This window comes from Flavobacterium sp. 3HN19-14 (assembly GCF_051373205.1).
Taxonomy (GTDB): Bacteria; Bacteroidota; Bacteroidia; order Flavobacteriales; family Flavobacteriaceae; genus Flavobacterium.
Genome location: NZ_JBPPZT010000001.1, coordinates 3,275,895 through 3,297,447, shown reverse-complemented (window position 1 = coordinate 3,297,447; position 21,553 = coordinate 3,275,895). Strand labels below are relative to the sequence as shown.

The 21,553-nt window shown below is 41.3% G+C and carries 15 protein-coding genes and 5 pseudogenes; 8 read left to right on the top strand and 12 right to left on the bottom strand.

Annotated features, from left to right (window positions below; all coding sequences use genetic code 11):
- Positions 1-76: 76 nt before the first annotated feature.
- Positions 77-803, bottom strand: a pseudogene (locus ACSLFW_RS17790) (DUF4197 domain-containing protein).
- A gap of 82 nt (positions 804-885) precedes the next feature.
- Positions 886-1,739: pseudogene (purU, locus tag ACSLFW_RS17785) on the bottom strand (formyltetrahydrofolate deformylase).
- A gap of 236 nt (positions 1,740-1,975) precedes the next feature.
- On the opposite strand from purU, the pseudogene ACSLFW_RS17780 reads away from it, so the two are divergent.
- From ACSLFW_RS17780 to ACSLFW_RS17770, 3 genes and pseudogenes are all read left to right on the top strand, one after another.
- Positions 1,976-5,412 (top strand): annotated as a pseudogene (locus ACSLFW_RS17780) (methylmalonyl-CoA mutase family protein).
- A 243-nt stretch (positions 5,413-5,655) separates the two neighbouring features.
- Positions 5,656-6,870, top strand: a complete 1,215-nt coding sequence (locus ACSLFW_RS17775; protein WP_436556857.1) for a hypothetical protein — start codon at positions 5,656-5,658, stop codon at positions 6,868-6,870.
- On the top strand, positions 6,848-7,180 hold the full coding sequence (locus ACSLFW_RS17770) for a T9SS type A sorting domain-containing protein (RefSeq protein WP_436556856.1): 333 nt from the start codon (positions 6,848-6,850) through the stop codon (positions 7,178-7,180). The genes ACSLFW_RS17775 and ACSLFW_RS17770 overlap by 23 nt, the downstream gene beginning before the upstream one ends.
- 51 nt (positions 7,181-7,231) lie before the next feature.
- Here ACSLFW_RS17770 and ACSLFW_RS17765 read toward each other — a convergent pair whose 3' ends face one another.
- The gene (locus tag ACSLFW_RS17765; protein ID WP_436556855.1) at positions 7,232-7,813 is read right to left on the bottom strand and encodes a DUF1543 domain-containing protein; all 582 of its coding nucleotides are present in this window, start codon (positions 7,811-7,813) and stop codon (positions 7,232-7,234) included.
- A 99-nt stretch (positions 7,814-7,912) separates the two neighbouring features.
- Between ACSLFW_RS17765 and ACSLFW_RS17760 the strand changes: the two genes are divergently transcribed.
- Positions 7,913-8,419 (top strand): hypothetical protein, encoded by a 507-nt coding sequence (locus tag ACSLFW_RS17760; RefSeq protein WP_436556854.1) that lies wholly within the window; start codon positions 7,913-7,915, stop codon positions 8,417-8,419.
- A gap of 202 nt (positions 8,420-8,621) precedes the next feature.
- Positions 8,622-10,813: pseudogene (locus ACSLFW_RS17755) on the top strand (glutamine synthetase III family protein).
- Between the two features lie 65 nt (positions 10,814-10,878).
- Here ACSLFW_RS17755 and ACSLFW_RS17750 read toward each other — a convergent pair.
- From ACSLFW_RS17750 to ACSLFW_RS17735, 4 genes are read right to left on the bottom strand one after another with little or no spacing between them, the layout of a single operon-like run.
- Positions 10,879-11,931, bottom strand: a complete 1,053-nt coding sequence (locus ACSLFW_RS17750) for a hypothetical protein (protein ID WP_436556853.1) — start codon at positions 11,929-11,931, stop codon at positions 10,879-10,881.
- Between the two features lie 46 nt (positions 11,932-11,977).
- Positions 11,978-12,550 carry a hypothetical protein gene (locus ACSLFW_RS17745; RefSeq protein WP_436556852.1) on the bottom strand — a complete coding sequence of 191 codons (573 nt, stop codon included), beginning with the start codon at positions 12,548-12,550 and terminating at the stop codon, positions 11,978-11,980.
- Positions 12,547-13,002: a hypothetical protein gene (locus ACSLFW_RS17740; protein ID WP_436556851.1), complete on the bottom strand. Its 456-nt coding sequence runs from the start codon at positions 13,000-13,002 to the stop codon at positions 12,547-12,549. The genes ACSLFW_RS17745 and ACSLFW_RS17740 overlap by 4 nt, the downstream gene beginning before the upstream one ends.
- Before the next feature lie 2 nt (positions 13,003-13,004).
- The gene (locus ACSLFW_RS17735) at positions 13,005-13,460 is read right to left on the bottom strand and encodes a T9SS type A sorting domain-containing protein (RefSeq protein WP_436556850.1); all 456 of its coding nucleotides are present in this window, start codon (positions 13,458-13,460) and stop codon (positions 13,005-13,007) included.
- A 115-nt stretch (positions 13,461-13,575) separates the two neighbouring features.
- Between ACSLFW_RS17735 and ACSLFW_RS17730 the strand changes: the two genes are divergently transcribed.
- On the top strand, positions 13,576-14,472 hold the full coding sequence (locus ACSLFW_RS17730) for an OmpA family protein (protein WP_436556849.1): 897 nt from the start codon (positions 13,576-13,578) through the stop codon (positions 14,470-14,472).
- Positions 14,473-14,474: 2 nt separating this feature from the next.
- On the top strand, positions 14,475-15,260 hold the full coding sequence (locus tag ACSLFW_RS17725; RefSeq protein WP_436556848.1) for an OmpA family protein: 786 nt from the start codon (positions 14,475-14,477) through the stop codon (positions 15,258-15,260).
- Positions 15,261-15,329: 69 nt separating this feature from the next.
- Here ACSLFW_RS17725 and ACSLFW_RS17720 read toward each other — a convergent pair whose 3' ends face one another.
- Complete coding sequence (locus tag ACSLFW_RS17720; RefSeq protein WP_436556847.1) at positions 15,330-15,839, bottom strand: DUF1573 domain-containing protein; 510 nt, start codon at positions 15,837-15,839, stop codon at positions 15,330-15,332.
- Positions 15,840-16,229: 390 nt separating this feature from the next.
- On the opposite strand from ACSLFW_RS17720, the pseudogene ACSLFW_RS17715 reads away from it, so the two are divergent.
- Positions 16,230-18,853 (top strand): annotated as a pseudogene (locus ACSLFW_RS17715) (valine--tRNA ligase).
- A 112-nt stretch (positions 18,854-18,965) separates the two neighbouring features.
- On the opposite strand, the gene ACSLFW_RS17710 reads toward ACSLFW_RS17715, so the two are convergent.
- From ACSLFW_RS17710 to ACSLFW_RS17695, 4 genes are read right to left on the bottom strand one after another with little or no spacing between them, the layout of a single operon-like run.
- Positions 18,966-19,733, bottom strand: a complete 768-nt coding sequence (locus ACSLFW_RS17710) for a superoxide dismutase (RefSeq protein ID WP_436556846.1) — start codon at positions 19,731-19,733, stop codon at positions 18,966-18,968.
- A 10-nt stretch (positions 19,734-19,743) separates the two neighbouring features.
- Positions 19,744-20,010, bottom strand: a complete 267-nt coding sequence (locus ACSLFW_RS17705) for an acyl-CoA-binding protein (RefSeq protein ID WP_436556845.1) — start codon at positions 20,008-20,010, stop codon at positions 19,744-19,746.
- On the bottom strand, positions 20,011-20,670 hold the full coding sequence (locus ACSLFW_RS17700) for a phosphatidylserine decarboxylase family protein (RefSeq protein WP_436556844.1): 660 nt from the start codon (positions 20,668-20,670) through the stop codon (positions 20,011-20,013).
- The gene (locus ACSLFW_RS17695; protein ID WP_436556843.1) at positions 20,654-21,553 is read right to left on the bottom strand and encodes a phosphatidate cytidylyltransferase; all 900 of its coding nucleotides are present in this window, start codon (positions 21,551-21,553) and stop codon (positions 20,654-20,656) included. Before ACSLFW_RS17695 ends, ACSLFW_RS17700 begins: the two co-directional genes overlap by 17 nt.

The window sequence follows — 21,553 nt, the reverse complement described above, 5'->3', positions numbered from 1 at the left end:
ATTTTTTAGTTTTCAGATAGCAGATAGCAGATTTCCATTTGCTGCATCCTGCTACCTGCAGTTTGAAATCTGTGGACTATTTTTTGTCTTGCAAAGCAAAAACTTTCTTCAGCAAATCAGAAGTTTCTCGAATCCAGTTTCGTCCTGATGTTCTTTTCTTCAACTGTAATCATCTTAAAAACACCGTCAAGCGCTTTATTCGTGACGTAATCAGTAATATCAGGATTCACTTTACTAACCAGCGGAATCGAATTGTATTTAGTAATAATCGTCGACCAAATCTTATCAGCGCCGACTTTTCCAATAGATTCCTGCACTACCGGACTGAATTTTTGGTACAGAGGCGTTGTCGTAGTTTTTTGCAAATAAGCGGTTGCCGAATTATCAGCGCCCATTAAAATCCCTTTCGCGTCAGTAATGGTCATGCTTTTTATAGAGTTGACAAATATCGGAGTCGCTTCTTTCACCGCATCTTCCGCAGCACGATTTAACGATTTTATGCCATCATCCGCAAGACTTCCCATTCCCATTTTGCGTAAAGTCTTATCGACTTTCTGCAATTCAGGAGGCAACAAGATTTTTACAGCGTCGTTTTTATAAAAACCGTCAACGGCAGTCAATTTCGTGACTTGTTCCGATACGCCTTTGTTCAAAGCTTCTTTTAAAGCCGAAGCAATATCAAGATTTCCCGAACCGGAAGTTGAAACTTCAGAGACTTTTGTCTTGGCTTTCTTCACCAAATCCTTCAATTGCGCCGATCCGATAGCCGGAACGATCAACAGTAAAAGCAATATTTTTCTCATCTTTATAATTTTACCCAAAGATAACAAACACCGTTCCCTTTTTGAAAAACGGTTTAGTTAAATGAATGATAATTCTTGCGGTTTAAGAGAAGATTACCGTCTTATTGCTGTACACCATTGTCTTTCTTTCGGCGTGTAATTTGATGGCACGGGCAAATACGATGCGTTCAAGATCACGGCCTTTCATGATAAAATCTTCAATCGAATGGCTGTGCAAAACACGCGTGATATCCTGCTCGATAATCGGGCCTTCGTCGAGTTCTTCCGTCACATAATGGCTCGTCGCGCCAATGATTTTCACACCGCGGTTAAACGCCGAATGATAGGGCTTTGCGCCAGGAAACGCGGGCAAAAATGAATGATGAATATTAATGATTTTATTCTTAAAAAGCGCAATCAATCCCGGCGTCACAATCTGCATATAACGCGCCAGAACGATAAAATCAATTTTATGTTCCTGCAAAAGCGCGATCTGCTGTTTTTCACCTTCAATCTTATTGTCTTTCGTAAACGGCACATGAAAAAACGGAATCCGAAACGATCCGCCGCAGGCTTCAAATCATCGTGATTGCTGATGATGAGCGGAATCTCCAAAGCCAATTCTCCCGCACTGTAACGTCCCAAAATATCAAAAAGGCAATGGTCGTATTTCGAAACAAATAACGCCATCCGCGGTTTTTCAGCCGTTGTGTAAATTTCCCACGACATTTCAAAAGGCCGCGCCAGCTTGACTTCAAAATCAGATTTTATGGCATCGACAGTCCATTTTTCATTTTGCAAATCACATTCCAATCGCATAAAAAACACATTTTCGGCCGCATCAACGTGCTGATCCAAATAAACGATATTGCCGTCAACCGACGCGATATATTGCGTCACTGCGGCAATAATCCCTTTCTGGTCTTTGCAATGAATTAACATGGTAATTTTTTTCATCAGATTTTTTTGAAGCATGATCCCGCTTTCCGCAGTAGTTTTTTGGCTGAACCCCAGCCAAAAAAGCTACTTGCTCCTATCGGGGCTAGGGTTTCGTGCTGATTAGAACTATTCAAATCTAAAATTAATTTCGGTGGAATCACATTTGCCACAAAGTTTTATGTTTTCCCTGAAATTATAGGCGAAATTTTGAAAATTCCGTAAATTGCACGCTCAAAAATGTCATTACACTAAAGATGGAACAAGTAAACCCGTATATTCCTGTAAATAAAGTAAGAATTGTAACCGCCGCTTCGCTCTTCGACGGGCACGATGCCGCCATCAATATCATGCGCCGCATCATCCAGTCGACCGGAGTCGAAGTCATTCACCTCGGTCACGACCGCAGCGTCGAAGAGGTTGTCAATACTGCCATCCAGGAAGATGCGAACGCCATCGCGATGACATCCTATCAGGGCGGCCACAACGAATATTTCAAATACATGTTCGATCTGCTCAAAGAAAAAGGAGCAGGGCACATTAAGATTTTTGGCGGCGGCGGCGGCGTGATTTTGCCATCCGAAATTTCAGAACTGCACGAATACGGCATCGAACGCATTTATTCTCCTGACGACGGTCGGTCACTTGGTTTGCAAGGCATGATCAACGATTTGGTAAAACGTTCTGACTTCCCGGTTGGCGATAAATTGAATGGAGAAATCAATCACCTCGAAGAAAAAGATCCAACGGCAATCGCACGCGTGATTTCTGCAGCAGAAAATTTCCCTGAAGTTGCAAAATCGACTTTAGAAACCATACAAGCCAAAAATAAAAATTCAAAAACACCGGTTTTAGGAATCACCGGAACTGGCGGCGCAGGAAAATCTTCGCTTGTCGATGAACTCGTTCGCCGCTTCCTGATTGACTTCCCTGAAAAAACAATCGGACTCATTTCTGTCGATCCATCGAAAAGGAAAACCGGCGGTGCCTTATTGGGCGACAGGATTCGTATGAATGCGATTAATAATCCGAGAGTTTACATGCGTTCATTGGCCACACGCCAATCCAATTTGGCATTGTCAAAATATGTTGCCGATGCGATTCAGGTCATCAAAGCCGCGAATTACGATTTAATCATCCTTGAAACTTCGGGAATTGGCCAATCGGATACTGAAATCATCGGACCATTCCGATGTTTCTTTATACGTCATGACACCTGAATTCGGTGCTGCAACCCAACTCGAAAAAATCGACATGCTTGATTTCGCCGATTTGGTCGCCATCAATAAATTCGACAAACGCGGTTCGCTTGATGCGCTTCGTGATGTCAAAAAACAATACCAGCGCAACCACCAGTTGTGGGATGCCAACCTTGATACTTTACCGGTTTTCGGAACAATTGCCTCGCAATTCAACGATCCGGGAATGAACACGCTTTACAAAGCCATCATGGATAAAATTCATGAGAAGACCGATTCAGAATTAAAATCTGATTTTCACATTACGCGCGAAATGAGCGAGAAAATCTTCGTGATTCCGCCGCACAGAACGCGTTATCTCTCAGAAATCGCAGAAAACAACCGCAAATACGATGCGACCGCTTTAACGCAACAACAAGTCGCACAGAAATTATACGGTATTTTCAAAACCATCGAATCGGTTTCAGGAAAACTGCCTGTCATTACAAAATCCGGAATTGACGACAGTAACTTGATTGCTGCTTTAGATGAACATAACGAAAACAGGATTTTCTTAAATCTTTTATTAAATCAGTTCGATAAAGTCAAAATGGACTTAGATCCCTACAACTGGGAAATGATCTTAACATGGAACGACAAAGTCAACAAATATAAAAATCCGGTTTATTCGTTTAAAGTCCGCGATAAAGAAATCAAGATTGCCACGCACACCGAATCGCTTTCGCATTCGCAAATCCCGAAAGTCGCGCTTCCTAAATACGAAGCCTGGGTGATATTTTGCGTTGGTGTCTGCAGGAAAATGTTCCGGGAGAATTTCCTTTTGCGTCGGGATTATACCCATTCAAAAGGGAAGGAGAAGATCCGTCGCGAATGTTTGCCGGAGAAGGCGGCCCTGAAAGAACCAACAAGCGCTTCCACTATGTGAGTGCCGGATTGCCTGCAAAACGACTTTCTACCGCTTTTGACAGTGTAACTTTATATGGAAACGACCCGCACGTTCGTCCTGATATTTATGGGAAAATTGGAAATGCCGGTGTTTCGATCTGTTGTCTTGACGATGCGAAAAAATTATATTCCGGATTTGATCTCGTGCATCCGCTGACTTCGGTGAGTATGACGATTAACGCTTGGCGCCGATGTTGCTTGGGTTTTTCATGAATGCGGCCATCGACCAGCAATGCGAATTGTATATCAAAGCCAATGGACTTGAAGATGAAATCGCTGAAAAAATCAACGAAATCTACAAGAAAAAAGGCACAGACCGTCCGCAATACCAAGGTGAATTACCGGAAGGCAACAATGGTCTGGGATTAATGCTTCTGGGCGTTACCGGAGATGAGGTTTTGCCTGCGTCAGTTTACAACGAAATTAAAATCAGGACATTATCGCAAGTGCGCGGTACAGTTCAGGCCGATATTTTAAAAGAAGACCAAGCGCAGAATACCTGCATCTTCTCGACGGAATTTGCGCTGCGATTAATGGGCGATGTTCAGGAATATTTTATAACGAATAACGTCCGTAATTTCTATTCCGTTTCGATTTCGGGTTATCATATTGCCGAAGCTGGTGCGAATCCGATTACACAATTGGCATTTACGCTCGCAAACGGTTTCACTTACGTGGAATATTACCTGAGCCGTGGCATGAACATCAATGATTTTGGTCCGAACCTTTCGTTCTTTTTCTCGAATGGAATCGATCCGGAATATGCCGTAATCGGTCGCGTGGCAAGAAAAATCTGGGCAAAAGCGCTCAAAAATAAATACAACGCCAACGAACGCGCACAGATGCTGAAATACCACATTCAGACTTCAGGGCGTTCGCTGCACGCACAGGAAATTGATTTTAACGATATCCGTACGACTTTGCAGGCTTTGTATGCGATTTACGACAACTGTAATTCATTGCACACGAACGCTTACGATGAGGCGATTACAACACCGACTGAAGAATCAGTGCGTCGCGCCATGGCCATTCAGTTGATTATTAATAAAGAATTAGGATTGGCGAAAAACGAAAACCCGATTCAGGGTTCGTTTATCATCGAAGAATTGACAGATTTAGTAGAAGAAGCCGTTTTACAGGAATTCGACCGCATCACGGAACGCGGCGGTGTTCTTGGCGCTATGGAAACCATGTACCAACGCTCGAAGATCCAGGAAGAAAGCTTGTATTATGAGACTTTGAAACATACCGGGGAATTTCCTATTATCGGCGTGAATACGTTCCTGAGTTCAAAAGGTTCGCCAACAGTAATTCCGGCAGAAGTCATCCGCGCGACGGAAGAAGAAAAGCAATACCAGATTGAAATGCTCGATCATTTGCACAAAACACACGCCGGAAAAGAAGAGGAACAACTTTCATCCATCCAGGATGCCGCTATCAATAACCAGAATATCTTTGAAAAATTAATGGAAGCAACGAAAGTCTGTTCGTTAGGGCAAATTACCAGCGCGCTTTTCGAAGTGGGCGGGCAATACAGGAGGAATATGTAATTTTGAAAGCTTAATTTTTGAAATTGCAGCTGTCTGCAGTAAATCGCAACCGGGTAGCAAAATATCGCACGAACTCTAATATGACTTTGCTAAATACAGATGTATTCTCATCTAAGTAATTGACGATTTTTGTTTGAATAAATTCTGTGAAAAATTTGTTAATAGCAGTTAAAGGCTATTTCTTTGCGCCCTGTCATTTTCACAAAAAATCTATTCAAATGAAAAAAAAATTACTTTTTATTATTGCTGCTGGTTTGCTTTAATTCTTTTGCCAGCATCATATATGTCGACAAAAATGCGACGGGAAACAACAACGGATCTTCATGGGCAAATGCCTACACCACTATCGAACTTGCGTTTACAAATTCTATTGTAGGCGATCAGATATGGGTTGCTGCCGGTGTTTACAAGCCAGCTGGCACGTCCCGCTCTACAACCTATAATATTCCGAACGGGGTTGGCGTTTACGGCAGTTTTGCAGGCACAGAAACGCTGCTTTCACAACGCAACCTGGCCAATGGAGCAACCACTACGCTAAATGGCGACATTAATACTGTCGGAACACAAACGGATAATTGTTATTCGGTAGTAAAATTCACCAATTCAAGTAACCTTACTGTATTTGATGGGTTTAAGATTGTAAATGGTTATAACAATTCCAGTACATCAGGCGGAGCCATTTATAACAGTGGCGGGCAGCCAACGATAAGGAATTGCGAAATGATTGCCAATTACGCATTTGGCGGAGGCGCATTCGGAAACAGTACCGATGATGCAGCCGTTACAACTTTGATCAACTGTAAAATAACCAATAATTCCGCACTTGACGGCGGTGGGATATATAACAATCACGGTACGCTTAAGATTATTAATTGCGATATTTCAAGCAATACTGCAAGCTATGGTGGCGGCATAAGCGTTCAGTTTGATACCGTTTTGATTGACCGTACGATACTGAGTGGTAACAGCGCATCAAACAGGGGAGGCGCTATTTATCTTGATAACCAGGAATGCCATACAGAAGTTTACAATTCGCTTATTTCAGGTAATTTTGCCAATGAAGCAGCCGGAATCGGTATGAACAGTGCCTTTTCTAATTCTGAGATTTCAAAGGTAATCGGCTGTACGATTGTAAATAACCGTAATGAATCAACTGACCCGAATTCTTCATGGACGATTGTCTTGCCATACGGAGGTGCGTTGTTTTACAATAATATTCTCACCAATAACATCAATGGTCGTGCGCTGCTGAATGGCACGGTAATCAACTGTATAATCGACGTTGCTTACTTATCTGCGTCTTCCACAAATGTCACTACAACGGCTCCTAATTATGTTAATCCTAATATAGCGGCTGCAGCGCCATTCAGCCACGACGGATACGATTATCGTTTAAATGCACTGACCTGGAATCAATGCCGGAGCCAATTCGTCGGTGAGCCCGTTATACGTACTTGACTTGGCCGGAAATGCACGTGTTTCAGAATCGACAGTTGATATTGGCGCCTACGAGGCTTTGCCTTTAGGTATCGAAACTCCGGTTGCTGCTGGTAAAATTACATTTTTACCGAATCCTACCAGTAATCTTGTTTACATTTCAGGCGCTAAAACCGATTTGGATTATACCGTTTACGGATTAAATGGACAAAAATTAACGGAAGGTGTTTTTACCGCGTCGCACCCTGCAATTGATTTTACGGCGTATGCGTCGGGATTGTATTTGCTGAAATTGTCAAATGGAGAGACACACAGAATTTTAAAAAAATAAGCAATGCGATATTAAAAAAAAATCCCGGCTCATTTTTGAACCGGGATTTTTTTATTGTGGCGCGTTAGCGATCAGTTTTTCAATGCGCACATATCCGATATGTAATTCGTCTTCCGGCAAAACAGCTTCAGAAGTCATAATCTCTAACGCATATTGCTGTTTGAAAGAATCGTGCAAAATATCTTCAACTTTATAAATATCGTCAATATCTATGCCGTATTTGTCATCAATGTGGGAAGTTGCACCTTTAAATCCAAAGTGCTTATAGAACGTGGTGGCCTTTGATTTTTTAGTCGCTTCTGATAAGCTTTCTCCTACTGCCAATACCTTATAATGGTATTCCTCGAATTCTCCGGGTTTATATCCGCCAAGGTTGATAAAAAATAATTTTTGTTCCGATGGAATGCTTCCGGATTTCGGAACGATGCGGATAGAATGATTATCAACCACCGTTACTTCACGCCACGCATCAATGTGAATCTTACCTTTAGCTTCGGGCCAGGAAGCCTTCATTTCAGTAACCAATGCACTCAGCGAATTGCCAATTCCGAAGAAAATATCATGCTGTTCTGTCAGTCTGCCCGGCGGCGTTGCACCAAGAATGACCATATAAAGTTTTAAAGTAAGTTCCATACCTACAAAAATATCGAATTAAATGCTTAAAATTTTACTAAAAAACATTTTTGGTTTGGTTTTTGAAATACATTTATCAAATCAAAAAACATTTTAATTATGAAACGTATAATTTTATTTTTGGCCGTAGCAGCATCAGGTTTATTTGTGAGTTGTGAAGGCGACCGTGGTCCGGCCGGACCGGCAAGTGAGGTATTTGAAGTGAATGCTACTTTTTCTGCCGCTAATAATTTTGCGCAGACTTATGCATTGAATCCCGAAATTTACACAAGCGACAATCTTTTGGTTTATGAATTGGTGAACACCAACGACGGAATTGATACCTGGGCGCTTTTGCCACAGGTATATTATTTTGCTGACGGACAGGCGCAATACAATTTCAATTATTCATTCGACCAGTTCACAATTTTGACTGATGCTGATTTTGACATGACGTTATTGCCGGCGAGTTTTACAAACAACAAAGTTTTCAGGGTTGTAATTGTTCCCGGATATTTCTCAAAAGGCGTAGCTCCGGTTGATTATTCAGATTACGATGCCGTTATTAAAACTTTCAAAATTGATGACAGTCATGTAACAAAACTGAATCCAGTTGCTAAAAAATAATCTTCCAACGAAGATGTATCAAAGGAAGCCATTGTGCTTCCTTTTTTTATGCTTAGTTATCAACAAAATATTATTAAATTGTCATTTTAGAAACAAGTTATTAACTTACCCCTAAAATTTACAGGGTAAAATTATTTTTACTTTATAATTTTTATATTTTTGCATCAAAATAAACAGGGTTTAACTTTTAAAATTAATTTTTATGTCAACTTTACGTTTTCAGGCATTAAAAGATGCATCGGCACACAAGCCGGTTAAATTTGAGGAAGCCGACAAAAAATCAGCGATTTTCGGCGCCAATGTGTTTAATGACAGGGCCATGAGGCAGTTTCTTACCTCAGACGCTTACAAAGGCGTGAAAGATGCGTGTCCAGCACGGAACAAAAATTGACAGAAAATTAGCCGAATACATTGCAATGGGTATGAAAGAATGGGCACTTGCAAAAGGGGTAACCCATTATACCCACTGGTTCCAGCCGTTAACCGGCGCAACTGCTGAAAAGCATGATGCATTCTTCGAAACTTCATATGATGGAAGCGACCCATTAGAAAAATTCGGCGGCGGCCAATTGGTACAGCAAGAACCGGATGCGTCAAGTTTCCCGAACGGTGGTATCAGAAATACTTTCGAAGCCCGTGGCTATACGGCCTGGGATCCGACTTCACCGGCATTTATCTTCGGAACGACTTTGTGTATTCCGACCGTTTTTATTTCTTACACAGGAGAAGCTTTAGATTATAAAACGCCTTTATTGCGCGCACTCAACGCTGTTGACGAAGCGGCGACCGACGTTTGTAAATATTTCGATAAGAGTGTAAAGAAAGTAACGGCTACTTTAGGCTGGGAACAGGAATATTTCCTTGTCGATTCTGCTTTGGCGAATTCAAGGCCTGATATCATCATGACAGGGCGTACATTGCTTGGCCATACTTCTGCAAAAGGACAGCAATTAGATGATCATTATTTCGGTTCCATCCCGACAAGGGCGTTGAATTATATGCGTGAATTGGAGCAAGAGTGTATGTATCTCGGAATTCCTGTAAAAACACGCCACAACGAAGTAGCGCCAAATCAATTCGAATTGGCTCCGATTTTCGAAGAAACCAACTTGGCGGTTGACCATAACTCTTTGTTGATGGATGTAATGCAGAAAGTAGGGAAAGACACGATTTCAAAGTGCTTTTCCACGAAAAACCTTTCAAAGGCGTTAACGGTTCAGGCAAACACAACAACTGGTCGATGGCGACGGATACCGGAGTTAACCTTCTTGGTTCCGGGAAAACGCCGATGAGCAATTTACAATTCCTGACTTTTTTCATCAATACAATTAAAGCTGTTGATAATTATGAGGAATTGCTTCGCGCTTCTATCGCAACAGCGAGCAACGACCACAGGTTAGGGGCAAACGAAGCGCCGCCGGCTATCATTTCTGTTTTCATCGGAGAACAATTGACGAAAGTTTTGGCAGAATTGGAAGGTGTTTTCTACCGGAAAATTATCACCTGAAGAAAAAACCGATTTGAAACTGAATGTTGTAGGTAAAATTCCGCGATGTACTTTTGGATAACACCGATCGTAACAGGACTTCACCATTCGCCTTTACAGGAAATAAATTTGAATTCCGCGCCGTTGGTTCTTCTGCAAACTGCGCCAACGCGATGACGACGTTGAACTCAATCGTTGCCAAGCAATTGAAAGATTTCAAAAAAGAAGTCGACGCTTTAATCGATACCAAAGATTTAAAGAAAGACGAAGCGATTTTCAACGTTTTAAGGGAATACATCAAGCAATCGAAAAATATCCTTTTCGAAGGCGATGGCTACAGCGATGCCTGGGAGCAGGAAGCAGCAAAAAGAAAATTGAGCAATTTCAAAACGACTCCGGCGGCTTTGAAAGCGAAAGTTTCTCAAAAAGCCCTCGATTTATTCAGCGAATTGCAGGTAATGAACCATGTTGAAGTAGAAGCGCGCTACGAAATCGAACTCGAAGAATACACCAAGAAAATCCAGATCGAAGGCCGTGTTTTAGGTGATATCGCAAGAAACCACGTAATTCCAACCGCCATCCGTTACCAGAATACTTTGATTGAAAACGTACGCGGATTAAAAGAAATCTTCGGTGCTGAATTCGAGAAAATCGGAAAAGAGCAAATCGTTTTGATTCGCGAGATTTCTGCACACATCGAAGGCATCAACACGAAAGTAGAGGAAATGACAGAAGCGCGTAAAAAAGCCAACGCTTTGACCGACGGGCAGCAAATGGCAGAACAATACTGCGATTTGGTAAAACCGTTCTTCGAAGTAATCAGGGAACACTGCGACAAACTGGAACTTTTGGTTGACGATGAAACATGGACATTGACCAAATACCGCGAATTGTTATTTACACGATAATTTCAGCATTAATTTGTATAAAAAAACCTGCTCCGAAAGAAGCAGGTTTTTGTTATAATACAATTTTAGTTGGTATTTGAGATAAAAAGTGTCGGACTTGAACCAGTTGATATCGTTTGTGATGACCAGACGCCAGTACTTCGGCTAAAAACAAAAACCTTATGCGCGTCGTAATCGACAAATGCGAAACTACCGTCAGAAGAAGCGATGAATGGAGTTGAACCAGAAGAAATAACCTGCGCGTTCCAGTTGCCGTTTTTGTCATTATAAGCATAAACAGTGTGGGCATCGTAATCTACAAAAGCGACGTTTCCTGAAGTTTCAACCAATTCAGGTGTTGACCCGGAAGAAATGTTTTGCGAGCTCCAGACCCCGGTTTTTCCACTATAAGAAAATACTTTGTGGGCATCATAGTCAGTCAAAAAGAAATTTCCGTTGGTTGCGATGATATCGGGAGAACTTCCGGCGCTTATGTTCTGAGATGACCAGATTCCCGACTTTCCGTTATATGCAAAAACTTGGTGCGCATCGTAATCTACCAAAGCGGTATTCCCGTTTGAAGTTTTCAAATCAGGCGATGAACCTGCAGAAATGTTCTGAAACGACCATGTTCCCGCAAGCGTATTAAAGCTGTAAACTTTGTGCGCATCATAATCTGTAAAAATAAAATTTGAAGATTTATTATTGATAATATCATCGTTTATAGTACTTGTTCCGGCGACACTCGCTGTATTTCCTGCATACATCGCATAAGGTACTGACAATAATTGTGTCGTTCCAACGGCCACATAATTTGTACCGCCGGCAGCGTCGATTTCTACTTTTAGGAATTTTGAATTCGTGCCCCAGTTGATTGCGGCAAAAGTCCCGGAAACTACGGTTCCCTGACCGATTACAAGATTAAATAAACCTTGTGCGTTGGTGGTTTTGGTGTGCGTTTCTGTATAAATGACAGTTCCGGTTGCAGCATTATCCATTAAAGAAAGACGAATGCCGACATTTCCGGTTGCAACAGGATTTCCTGAACCATTTAAGGCGATTGCCTGATAAGAAATGCCTTGTGGCACCTGAGCGAACGCGGTGAAGGAGATGAATAATAAGAAGAATATTTTTTTCATGATGATGAATTTTCAGACAGAATTGATTTAGAAGTTTTCAATTTTTTTAAGGTGCAATTGTATAATTGCCTGAAGTATTAAAATTCATATACACCTTTACAAGGTGTGTCACGTTGTAATTTGGATTGATAATACCTGCACCACTATAGTCAAGATTTCCATCGGCAATATTGTCGCCAAAATAATAGTCTTCGAACCTAAAATCAAAATCATTATAAAACATTGGCATTGTTACATAGAAATAATTTCCAGTAACATTGTATGACATTGTAAGCTCAGAACCTAAAGTAACATTAATATTCTGTATGCTATACGAATTTCCATAAACCCTGATCATATAGAAGCCGGTATTTTGAATGGTAATTGCACTCCCATTCAATACCAAATCTCCGTTCATTCCGCTTCCGCCATATATCACATTTGAATTTTGGGCTGCAAGAAATTTGATTTGCGTACCAGCTGTGAAATATTTAAATCCAATAGTGGCATTTTCAATTTCCCCGAATTGCAAAGCAGTGGCAGCGTTCCATGAGTTGAAACTGCCATACAAATAAAGCGAGGTAGGAACCTCTGCGGAAGAATTTGAGGTCGGCAATGATAATTCACCATCGTCATTCACAGAAACCTGATAAGGGTACCGTTCGGAGAAGTCAATGTAATGCCTTCGCCTGCCGCCAAAACCAAACTTTTCGCAGCCATTGCATAAGGAACTGAAAGCAATTGCGTGGTTCCAACTAAAACATAATTCGACCCGCCTGTAGCATCGAGTTCTACTTTAAGGAATTTTAGATTGGTTTTCCAGTTGATGCCTGCGAATGTTCCGGCAACAACAGATCCTTGTCCAATTACCAAATTAAAAAGGCCATTGGCATTCGTCGTTTTAGTTTGTGTTTCTGTGTAAAGTGCAGTTCCGTTTGCAGCATTGTCTAAAACCGTAAGACGAACGCCCACATTGCCGTTTGCAACAGGAGTTCCTGAACCGTTCAAAGCGATTGCCTGGTAAGAAATGCCCTGTGGCACTTGTGCAAAAGCTGATATTGATACGAGTAACAAAAGTAAAATTTTCTTCATGACTAGTGTTTGATGATTTTAAATGAATTTTGTTTTTTTCCGTCGAGTTGAATCAGGTAAATTCCTGCGTTCAGATCAGTCATATCGACTGAATTGTCAGCAGCAACCTGCTTTTGAAGCACAAGTTGTCCCGCGGTGTTGAAGATTGAAATTTTCTGAGTTGAAAGACTTTCTTTACTTTCAAAAAAGATTTTCGCCATTGTTGGATTCGGATAAACCTTGATGCCTTGCGTCAGCTCCAATTCCGGGACTTCCAGAAATTGCTGGTTCACCTGCGCCAAAATACCGATAATGCCACTCGATGACTGGTTTTGATTCTGCGGAACTATTATAATTTCGCCCACAGAAACACTACCGCCCGCACCAATAACGCTTCCTGAATTCACGGTTTGCATTACTGACTGCGCGTTCACCGAAACGAAACCCGCCAGAAAAGTAATAAGTAATAATCGTTTCATATTTTTAGATTTTAACGTGACAAATATATCATTTAAACGAATGCAGTTGGTGTTTTTTGCGATTCAGGCAATTATTTTTTCAGTAACTTCGTTATACTTTAATAAATGTGATAAAATGTCTTCAAGACTTGTAATATTCCTATTTCTCATTTCATGTTTTTCCGCGAAAGCGCAACAGCAAATTTCAGTATTTTTCGACAGCAATAAATCAATTGTCAATGCGAAAGAAAAACAACGATTAACGGATTGGATCATCAACAACACAACTTCAAAAATTGTCGCCATTCACGGTTTTACAGATGAAGACGGCACCAATACATTTAATGATTCTCTGGCCCAAAAAAGAGTAGATTTCGTATTCAATTTTATTCAGGATAAGGTCAAAATCCGCGATGATTTTAAAACCAGAAGTTTCGGCGAAAGCAGGCAGACTTCTAAAATAAAAGCCGAAAACCGCAAAGTCATCATTTATTACATCGAAGAAAAAGATTTACCGCGCGAAAACGAGATTTTAGGAATTAAGCCCGAACCTGTAAAACCGGAACCAATCGCCAAACCTGAAGTTTCCTATCCCGAAAAACTCACTTTCGACAATCCCGACGGTACAAAATCAACCTTCAAACTCGACCGCGAATTCATGAAGCAAATCGGGCTGGGCAAAAAAGGCGAAAAACTCGCACTTCAAAACCTCAATTTCGTCATCAATACCTTCGCTATTGTTCCCGAATCACGCGGTAAATTATATGAACTCTTGCTCGTAATGCAAAAAAATCCCGGAATGAAAATCGACATTCAAGGTCATTTATGCTGCATGCCGTCAGACAAACAAGACCTTTCCACCAAACGCGCCAAAGCGATTTACAGTTTTTTAGTCACTTACGGAATTGACAAAGAGCGCCTGTCATACCGGGGTTTCGGCAGCAGCAAAGCCATTTATCCGATTCCCGAACAAAACGAAGAACAACGCGCCGCCAATCGCCGTGTCGAAATCGAAATCATCGAAAATCCATAATCATGAAAAAGTGGTATTTGTTGCTCGTGCTTTGTGGGAATGCGATTTTTGCACAGAACAATTTTGACGTTTTCTTCGATTTCAACAAAGATATTCCAAACCAAACCGCAATGCTGACACTCAAAAACTGGATGTCAGAACACAAAAAATTTGTCGTAACGAAATTATATGGCTATTGCGACAGTGTAGACAACAGCAGCTATAACAAAGAACTCGCTGCACGCAGAATCAATTCCGTACTCAATTTATTGAAAGAAAATGAAATTGCCATCAGTCCGGCAATCGAATTAATCCCGCTTGGGAAAGACTTCAAACTTTCAAAAATACAAGCCGAAAACCGAAAAGTTACCATTGTTGCACAAGAAATTCCAAAACCCGTCGAAATCAAAAAAACGGAAGAGCCGCAAAAACTTTCCCAACAGGTCAAATCCGCAAAACCCGGCGACATCATTAAACTACAGAATATCAATTTCCTCAATAATTCTGATAAACTTGTAGAAAAATCAAAACCCGTTCTCGACAGTTTATTGTGCGTCATGAATGAAAATCCAAAATTAAAAATCGAAATCCAGGGCCACATTTGTTGCAGCACTGTTGGTGACGTACGCGATGTATCAACTTTACGCGCCAAAGCAGTTTACGTATTCTTACTACGCAAAAAAATCGCAAGAACCAGACTGACTTTCAAAGGTTATGGTACGACACGTCCAAAATTCCCAATCCCTGAAAAGAACGATGAAGAAGAAGATGAAAACCGCCGCGTTGAAATTAAGATTTTAGAAAAGTAATTTCAGACCCGCTGCGCTCTTGGATACGCCTTCGGCTATAGATACGCTTCGCTATGGAAACGGCTGCGCCTATAGACGCGCTTCGCTTTTGTAAGGAAGCGATTGCAGCTTTTCGACAAAGTCAAAGAAGTCCAAAAATCCAAAGGCACAGCCGTTTCCATAGCGGAGCGTATCCATAAAAAAACCGCCCAAAAGAGCGGTTCTCCAAATATTCAGTGGTAGCCTTAACTTTTCTCCAAAATTGATTTTTTCTTCTCGAGCAGATTTTCTCTTCTTCACGACGACTTCGCCCTTGATTTTCAAAGCGACAATCCCGTCTTCCACATTCACGGCATTCGATTCAACCGTAATGGTTTTCCTGATTGTGCCCGGATTCATATTATATTTCACGTCGATTTTTCCTGTTTTTCCCGGTTCAATCGGCGCATCCGGTTTTGATGGCACCGTACAGCCGCAAGTCGATTTTACATTCGAAATAATCAGCGGCGCATCGCCCGTATTCTTAAATTCAAAACTTCTTATTCCGCTGTCAGTTTCCTTTGAAACCGTACCATAATCAATCGTATTCTCCTTCGCCATAAACTCTATTTTCGAACTGGCCTGCGCAAAAACACCGTTCCCGAAACAACAAACGCTAATAAAAGTAAAGCTTTTTTCATGGTCTAAATTTTAATTTGGTTGCGTAAATTTAAATTGTTTTACCTAATGTGCAAATAATTAGTTCTTAATTTTTTATACGCGCCTAATTATTTACTTTTGTACCCAATTGCAAAAACCAGACCAAACAATTTTTGTTGTTTTTTCGGGAGCAATTTCCGGCTATCCGCTCTTATCTTTTCCCGCCTAAAGGAGGCGGTAAAAGGATAACCGCTGCTATCCGGGCTAGGCATTTTGCCCAACCAGAATCTTACGAAACATAATAACTTAGTGCCTCTGTGCCTTAGCGCCTTCGCGGCAAAATAACATACTATGACAATCCCATCGCAATTCGACGCCAAAACCAGTGAACAAAAATGGTACGACTACTGGATTAAAAACAACTACTTTCATTCAGAACCCGACCACAGAACGCCTTATACCATCACAATCCCGCCGCCCAACGTAACCGGCGTCTTGCACATGGGGCATATGCTCAACAACACCATCCAGGATGTTTTGATCCGTCGTGCGCGCCTTAAAGGTTTTAACGCCTGCTGGGTTCCAGGAACCGATCACGCATCCATTGCTACCGAAGCAAAAGTTGTCGCTAAACTCAAAGCCGAAGGCATCAACAAAAACGACTTAACGCGCGAAGAATTCCTCGCCCACGCCTGGGAGTGAACAGACAAATACGGCGGCGTTATTTTGGAACAACTAAAAAAACTCGGTGCTTCCTGCGACTGGGAGCGCACCAAATTCACTATGGACCCGATATGTCGGCATCTGTAATCCGTTTGTTTGTCGATTTATACAACAAAGGACAAATTTACCGCGGTTACCGAATGGTCAACTGGGATCCGGAAGCAAAAACCACGCTTTCCGACGAAGAAGTAATTTACGAAGAGCAACAGGGAAAACTCTATTTCCTTAACTATAAAATCGAAGGCAGCAGCGACTTTTTAACCGTTGCAACCACACGTCCGGAAACCATTTTCGGCGATACCGCGATCTGTATCAACCCGAACGACGAGCGCTTTACACATCTAAAAGGTAAAAAAGCCGTCGTGCCAATAGCAGGCCGTGTCATCCCGATCATCGAAGACGAATATGTTGACGTTGAATTTGGAACCGGATGTTTAAAAGTTACGCCGGCGCACGACATGAACGACAAGACGTTAGGGAGAAGCACAACCTCGAAATCGTTGACATTTTCAATGAAGATGCGACTTTAAACTCTTTCGGATTGCATTACGAAGGTAAAGACCGCTTCATCGTCCGCGCCGAAATCGCCAAAGAACTCGAAGCCAACGGAAGCCTTGCCAAAACCGAGACACATTTGAATAAAGTGGGCACTTCCGAACGCACAAAAGCGGTCATTGAACCGCGTTTATCCGACCAATGGTTCCTCAGGATGGAAGATTTGGTAAAACCGGCCATCAAAGCAGTTTTAGAATCAGACGAAATCAAATTATACCCAAGCCGTTTTAATAATACTTACCGTCACTGGTTAGAGAACATCCGCGACTGGAATATCTCGCGCCAATTGTGGTGGGGGCAACAAATTCCGGCCTACTTCTATGGCGACGGTAAGGAAGATTTTGTAGTTGCTGAAACGGCAGCAGAAGCTTTGGAAATGGCGAAAGCGAAAAACCCAGACATCACAGCAGAAACGCTTCGTCAGGATGCTGATGCTTTGGATACGTGGTTTTCATCATGGCTTTGGCCAATGGCCGTTTTCGGCGGTATCATGGAGCCTGAAAACGAAGATTTCAAATACTATTATCCGACAAATGATTTGGTTACAGCTTCCGGATATTTTGTTTTTCTGGGTCGCCAGAATGATCATCGCCGGTTACGAATACGCCGGAGAAAAACCATTCACCAATGTTTATTTAACCGGATTGGTTCGCGACAGCCAACGCCGTAAAATGTCAAAATCACTCGGGAATTCACCGGATCCATTGGATTTAATTGAGAAATTCGGTGCTGATGGCGTTCGCGTTGGATTGTTACTGAGTGCTTCTGCAGGAAATGACATTCTTTTCGACGAAGAATTGTGCAACCAGGGAAAATCGTTCACCAATAAAATATGGAATGCCTTCCGTCTCATCAAAGGTTGGGAAGTCGCTGAAATTGCACAACCGGAATCTTCAAAAGTGGCGATTGAATGGTACGAAGCCAAGTTGCAGCAAACGCTCCTTGAAATCGAAGACCATTTCGAAAAATACAGAATTTCAGACGCGCTAATGGCGATCTACAAACTCGTTTGGGATGATTTCTGCTCGTGGTTTTTAGAAATGATCAAACCGGCTTATCAACAGCCGATCGACAGCGTGACTTTTGCGAAAGCAACAGAAATGCTCGAATCCAATCTTAAATTATTACATCCTTTCATGCCATTCTTAACAGAAGAAATCTGGCAGCACATTACCGAAAGAAGTGCCGATGAAGCATTAATCGTTTCGACGTGGCCGGAAATAAAATCTTTCGATAAAAATCTTATCACAGATTTCGAAACTACAATGGAAGTGATTTCAGGCGTAAGAAGCATTCGAAAAGACAAGAATATTCCGTTCAAAGATACCATCGAATTGAAAGCGGTTAACAACGATAATGCTTCAACTTATTTCGATGCAGTTGTTACGAAATTAGGCAACATCACTTCGTATGAATATGTGTCTGAAAAGATAGACGGAGCACTTTCTTTCCGCGTTAATTCCAACGAATATTTCGTGCCAATTACCGGAAACATTGATGTAGAAGCCGAAATCAAAAAGCTCACCGAAGAACTCGAATACAACAAAGGCTTCCTGAAATCTGTTCAGGCAAAATTGTCCAACGAAAAATTCGTAAGCGGCGCACCGGAAAAAGTAATAGAAATTGAGCGCAAAAAAGAAGCTGATGCGCAGTCTAAAATTGCCACGATTGAACAAAGTTTAGCGAGTTTGAAATAATATTTAAACCATTAAGGTAGTAAGCTTCATTAAGTCTTGCCTTAATTTTTCTTAATCCCTTAATGGTTCAAAAAAATAAATCCTGAGTGTTTGCTCAGGATTTTATTGGAATTTATTTTTTAATTGCTTCCTCATACCGCTCTCCAACTTTTTTCCAGTTGATAATATTGAAGAATGCATTGATGTAATTCTTACGTTTATATTGGTAATTCAGGTAATAAGCGTGTTCCCAAACATCTAATGCTAAAATCGGCGTTCCCTGAACCAAAACGCCCGGCATCAAAGGATTGTCCTGATTCGGTGTTGAAGTGACCTGCAATTTTCCGGATTTATCGACAATCAACCATGCCCAACCGGAACCAAATTGCTTCTCGGCAGCATCGGCAAATTGGTTTTTAAAGATTTCGAATGAACCGAAATTCGCCGTAATCGCAGTAGCTAAAGTATCTTTCGGTTGTCCGCCCGATTTTCCGGCCATAGAATCCCAGAAAAGTCCGTGATTGTAATAACCGCCTGCATTATTGCGCAGCGCAGGATTATCAGCACCTGCTTTTTTCAAAATATCGATAATCGGCATTTTTTCGTATTCCGTGCCGACAATCACTTTATTGAAATTATTGGTGTAAGTGAGATAATGCTTGGAATAATGCATTTCCATCGTGAGTGCGTCGATTGCAGGTGAAAGCGCATCATATTTGTAAGGCAGCTTTGCCATTTCAAACGTCCCGGATTCAGCAGTTACATCATCAGGATTGCCGATGGAAATCTTTTCTTCCTTCGCGGGAAGCGGCACTTCAACGACTTCTGTTAGTTTTTTGTCGTTGCATGAAGCCAACGCGATAAGTAAAACAAAAGCTGAAATTAGTCGCATTTTTTTCATGAGAAAGCGTTTATTTTTTTTGAAGTGAAATGATGAGATTGATATAAGCTTCTTTAGCTTCGTCAACTGATAAATGGCTGATTTGCATCCAGGCGTTTGTCTTGAAAGCGTTTCTTAAATCAAAGTTGACATTATTGTAATCGACATTTCCGGCGGTCGCGTGTTTGTAATAAGCATATAAACGCAATTGCACGTCCTGCGGCAATTCAGCCTGTGTCATATGGGAAGCGATTTCGACAGCTTCCCTGAATCGTGTATCTAAATCTTTTTCGGACATTTAGGCTTTCAATGCGATTATGGTTTTATTCCCGATGGCTTTTTCGCCCAATTTCACGTTCAGCTCTGTACCAATTGGCAGGAAAATGTCTACGCGGGAACCAAATTTGATAAATCCGGCGTCTTCGCCCTGAACGACCTGCATGCCTTCTTCGGCATAATTGACGATTCTTTTGGCGAGTGCACCGGCAATCTGGCGGTATAAGATTTCGCCCCAGACTTTATTTTCAACCACAACAGTAGTTCTTTCGTTTTCTGTACTCGCTTTTGGATGCCATGCCACGAGGAATTTCCCCGGATGGTATTTGCTGAAATTAACTCTTCCAGTTACGGGAAAACGTGTTACGTGAACGTTTATTGGCGACATGAAGATTGATACCTGAAGTCTTTTATCCTTGAAATATTCGCTTTCGAAAACTTCCTCGATTACGACAACTTTTCCGTCAACCGGCGCTGTTACATTCTTGTTGCTCGCTGCAATCATTCGGTTTGGATTTCGGAAAAACTGCAAAATCATGATCAAAAAGAACAATGCCAGGATCTGGATGGTCTTTAAAATCCATACATTATCGATGAATTTGTCTGTCAGAAGAACAATTCCAACCGTCAGTACACAAGAAATTAAAATGATTTTTCCGCCTTCTTTATGAAAATGTAACATAATTTAAAATTTGATAAAACAAAAATACGAATGGTGCTGCAAATATAATACTATCAAGCCTGTCTAAAACGCCGCCATCGCCCGGCATGATGTTGCCGCTGTCTTTTACGCCTGCGATCCGCTTGAATTTCGATTCGATTAAATCGCCGATTGTACCGAAAAAACTGACTATAAAAGCCGTAATCGTCCAGATGATGACCGATTTGTCAAAATGTTTCGGACTCGGATTAAAATAATATTTCGAGATAAGGAATCCGGCAACAATTGCAAAGATAACACCTCCGACGAAACCTTCAATTGTTTTTTTCGGAGAAATTCTTTCAAAAAGTTTGTGTTTTCCTATCGATTTTCCAACCACATAAGCAAAAGTGTCGTTCGTCCAGATCAAAATAAAAATACTGATGAGGATTTTTGGGTTATAACCTTTTTCCCCGAAAGGAATTTTCGTGATCATGATGAACGGGAAAATCAGGTAGCCCAATAAGAATGCATATTTTGAAAAACTGCTAAGTGTATTGGCAGAATGGCTAAAAAGAAAAACTATTCCTTTAATGGCGGCCAAAATCGAAATGGCGAGACTGATTTTTGTAGTAATATCGATGACATCAGTGATACCGTAATTTTTTCCGGAAAGCGTAAAATGAATTTCGTCTTTAAGGTCATTCTTGAAAAGCACGAGATAACTCAATGATGAATAAACCAGCAGTGCCAGAATTATCGGTATGATTTTGTTGAGTTTTGTAAGTGAAGAAAATTCTGTAACAGCAATTATCAGAAAGATGCCAAACAGGATAAAAAAACTTTCGGTAGAATATAATATCGAGGCGACTAATAGTATAATGTAAACGGCGCCGGATATTGACCTTTTAAGCGTTTCATTCAT

Bases quoted from the DNA above. Each gene is read 5' to 3' on its own strand.
- ACSLFW_RS17765 (WP_436556855.1), bottom strand. From the start codon at position 7,813: ATGGAACTTACTTTAAAACTTTATATGGTCATTCTTGGTGCAACGCCG.
- ACSLFW_RS17760 (WP_436556854.1), top strand. From the start codon at position 7,913: ATGAAACGTATAATTTTATTTTTGGCCGTAGCAGCATCAGGTTTATTT.
- ACSLFW_RS17750 (WP_436556853.1), bottom strand. From the start codon at position 11,931: ATGAAAAAAATATTCTTCTTATTATTCATCTCCTTCACCGCGTTCGCT.
- ACSLFW_RS17740 (WP_436556851.1), bottom strand. From the start codon at position 13,002: ATGAAGAAAATTTTACTTTTGTTACTCGTATCAATATCAGCTTTTGCA.
- ACSLFW_RS17735 (WP_436556850.1), bottom strand. From the start codon at position 13,460: ATGAAACGATTATTACTTATTACTTTTCTGGCGGGTTTCGTTTCGGTG.
- ACSLFW_RS17730 (WP_436556849.1), top strand. From the start codon at position 13,576: ATGTCTTCAAGACTTGTAATATTCCTATTTCTCATTTCATGTTTTTCC.
- ACSLFW_RS17725 (WP_436556848.1), top strand. From the start codon at position 14,475: ATGAAAAAGTGGTATTTGTTGCTCGTGCTTTGTGGGAATGCGATTTTT.
- ACSLFW_RS17720 (WP_436556847.1), bottom strand. From the start codon at position 15,839: ATGGCGAAGGAGAATACGATTGATTATGGTACGGTTTCAAAGGAAACT.
- ACSLFW_RS17710 (WP_436556846.1), bottom strand. From the start codon at position 19,733: ATGAAAAAAATGCGACTAATTTCAGCTTTTGTTTTACTTATCGCGTTG.
- ACSLFW_RS17705 (WP_436556845.1), bottom strand. From the start codon at position 20,010: ATGTCCGAAAAAGATTTAGATACACGATTCAGGGAAGCTGTCGAAATC.
- ACSLFW_RS17700 (WP_436556844.1), bottom strand. From the start codon at position 20,670: ATGTTACATTTTCATAAAGAAGGCGGAAAAATCATTTTAATTTCTTGT.
- ACSLFW_RS17695 (WP_436556843.1), bottom strand. From the start codon at position 21,553: ATGAATGAAACGCTTAAAAGGTCAATATCCGGCGCCGTTTACATTATA.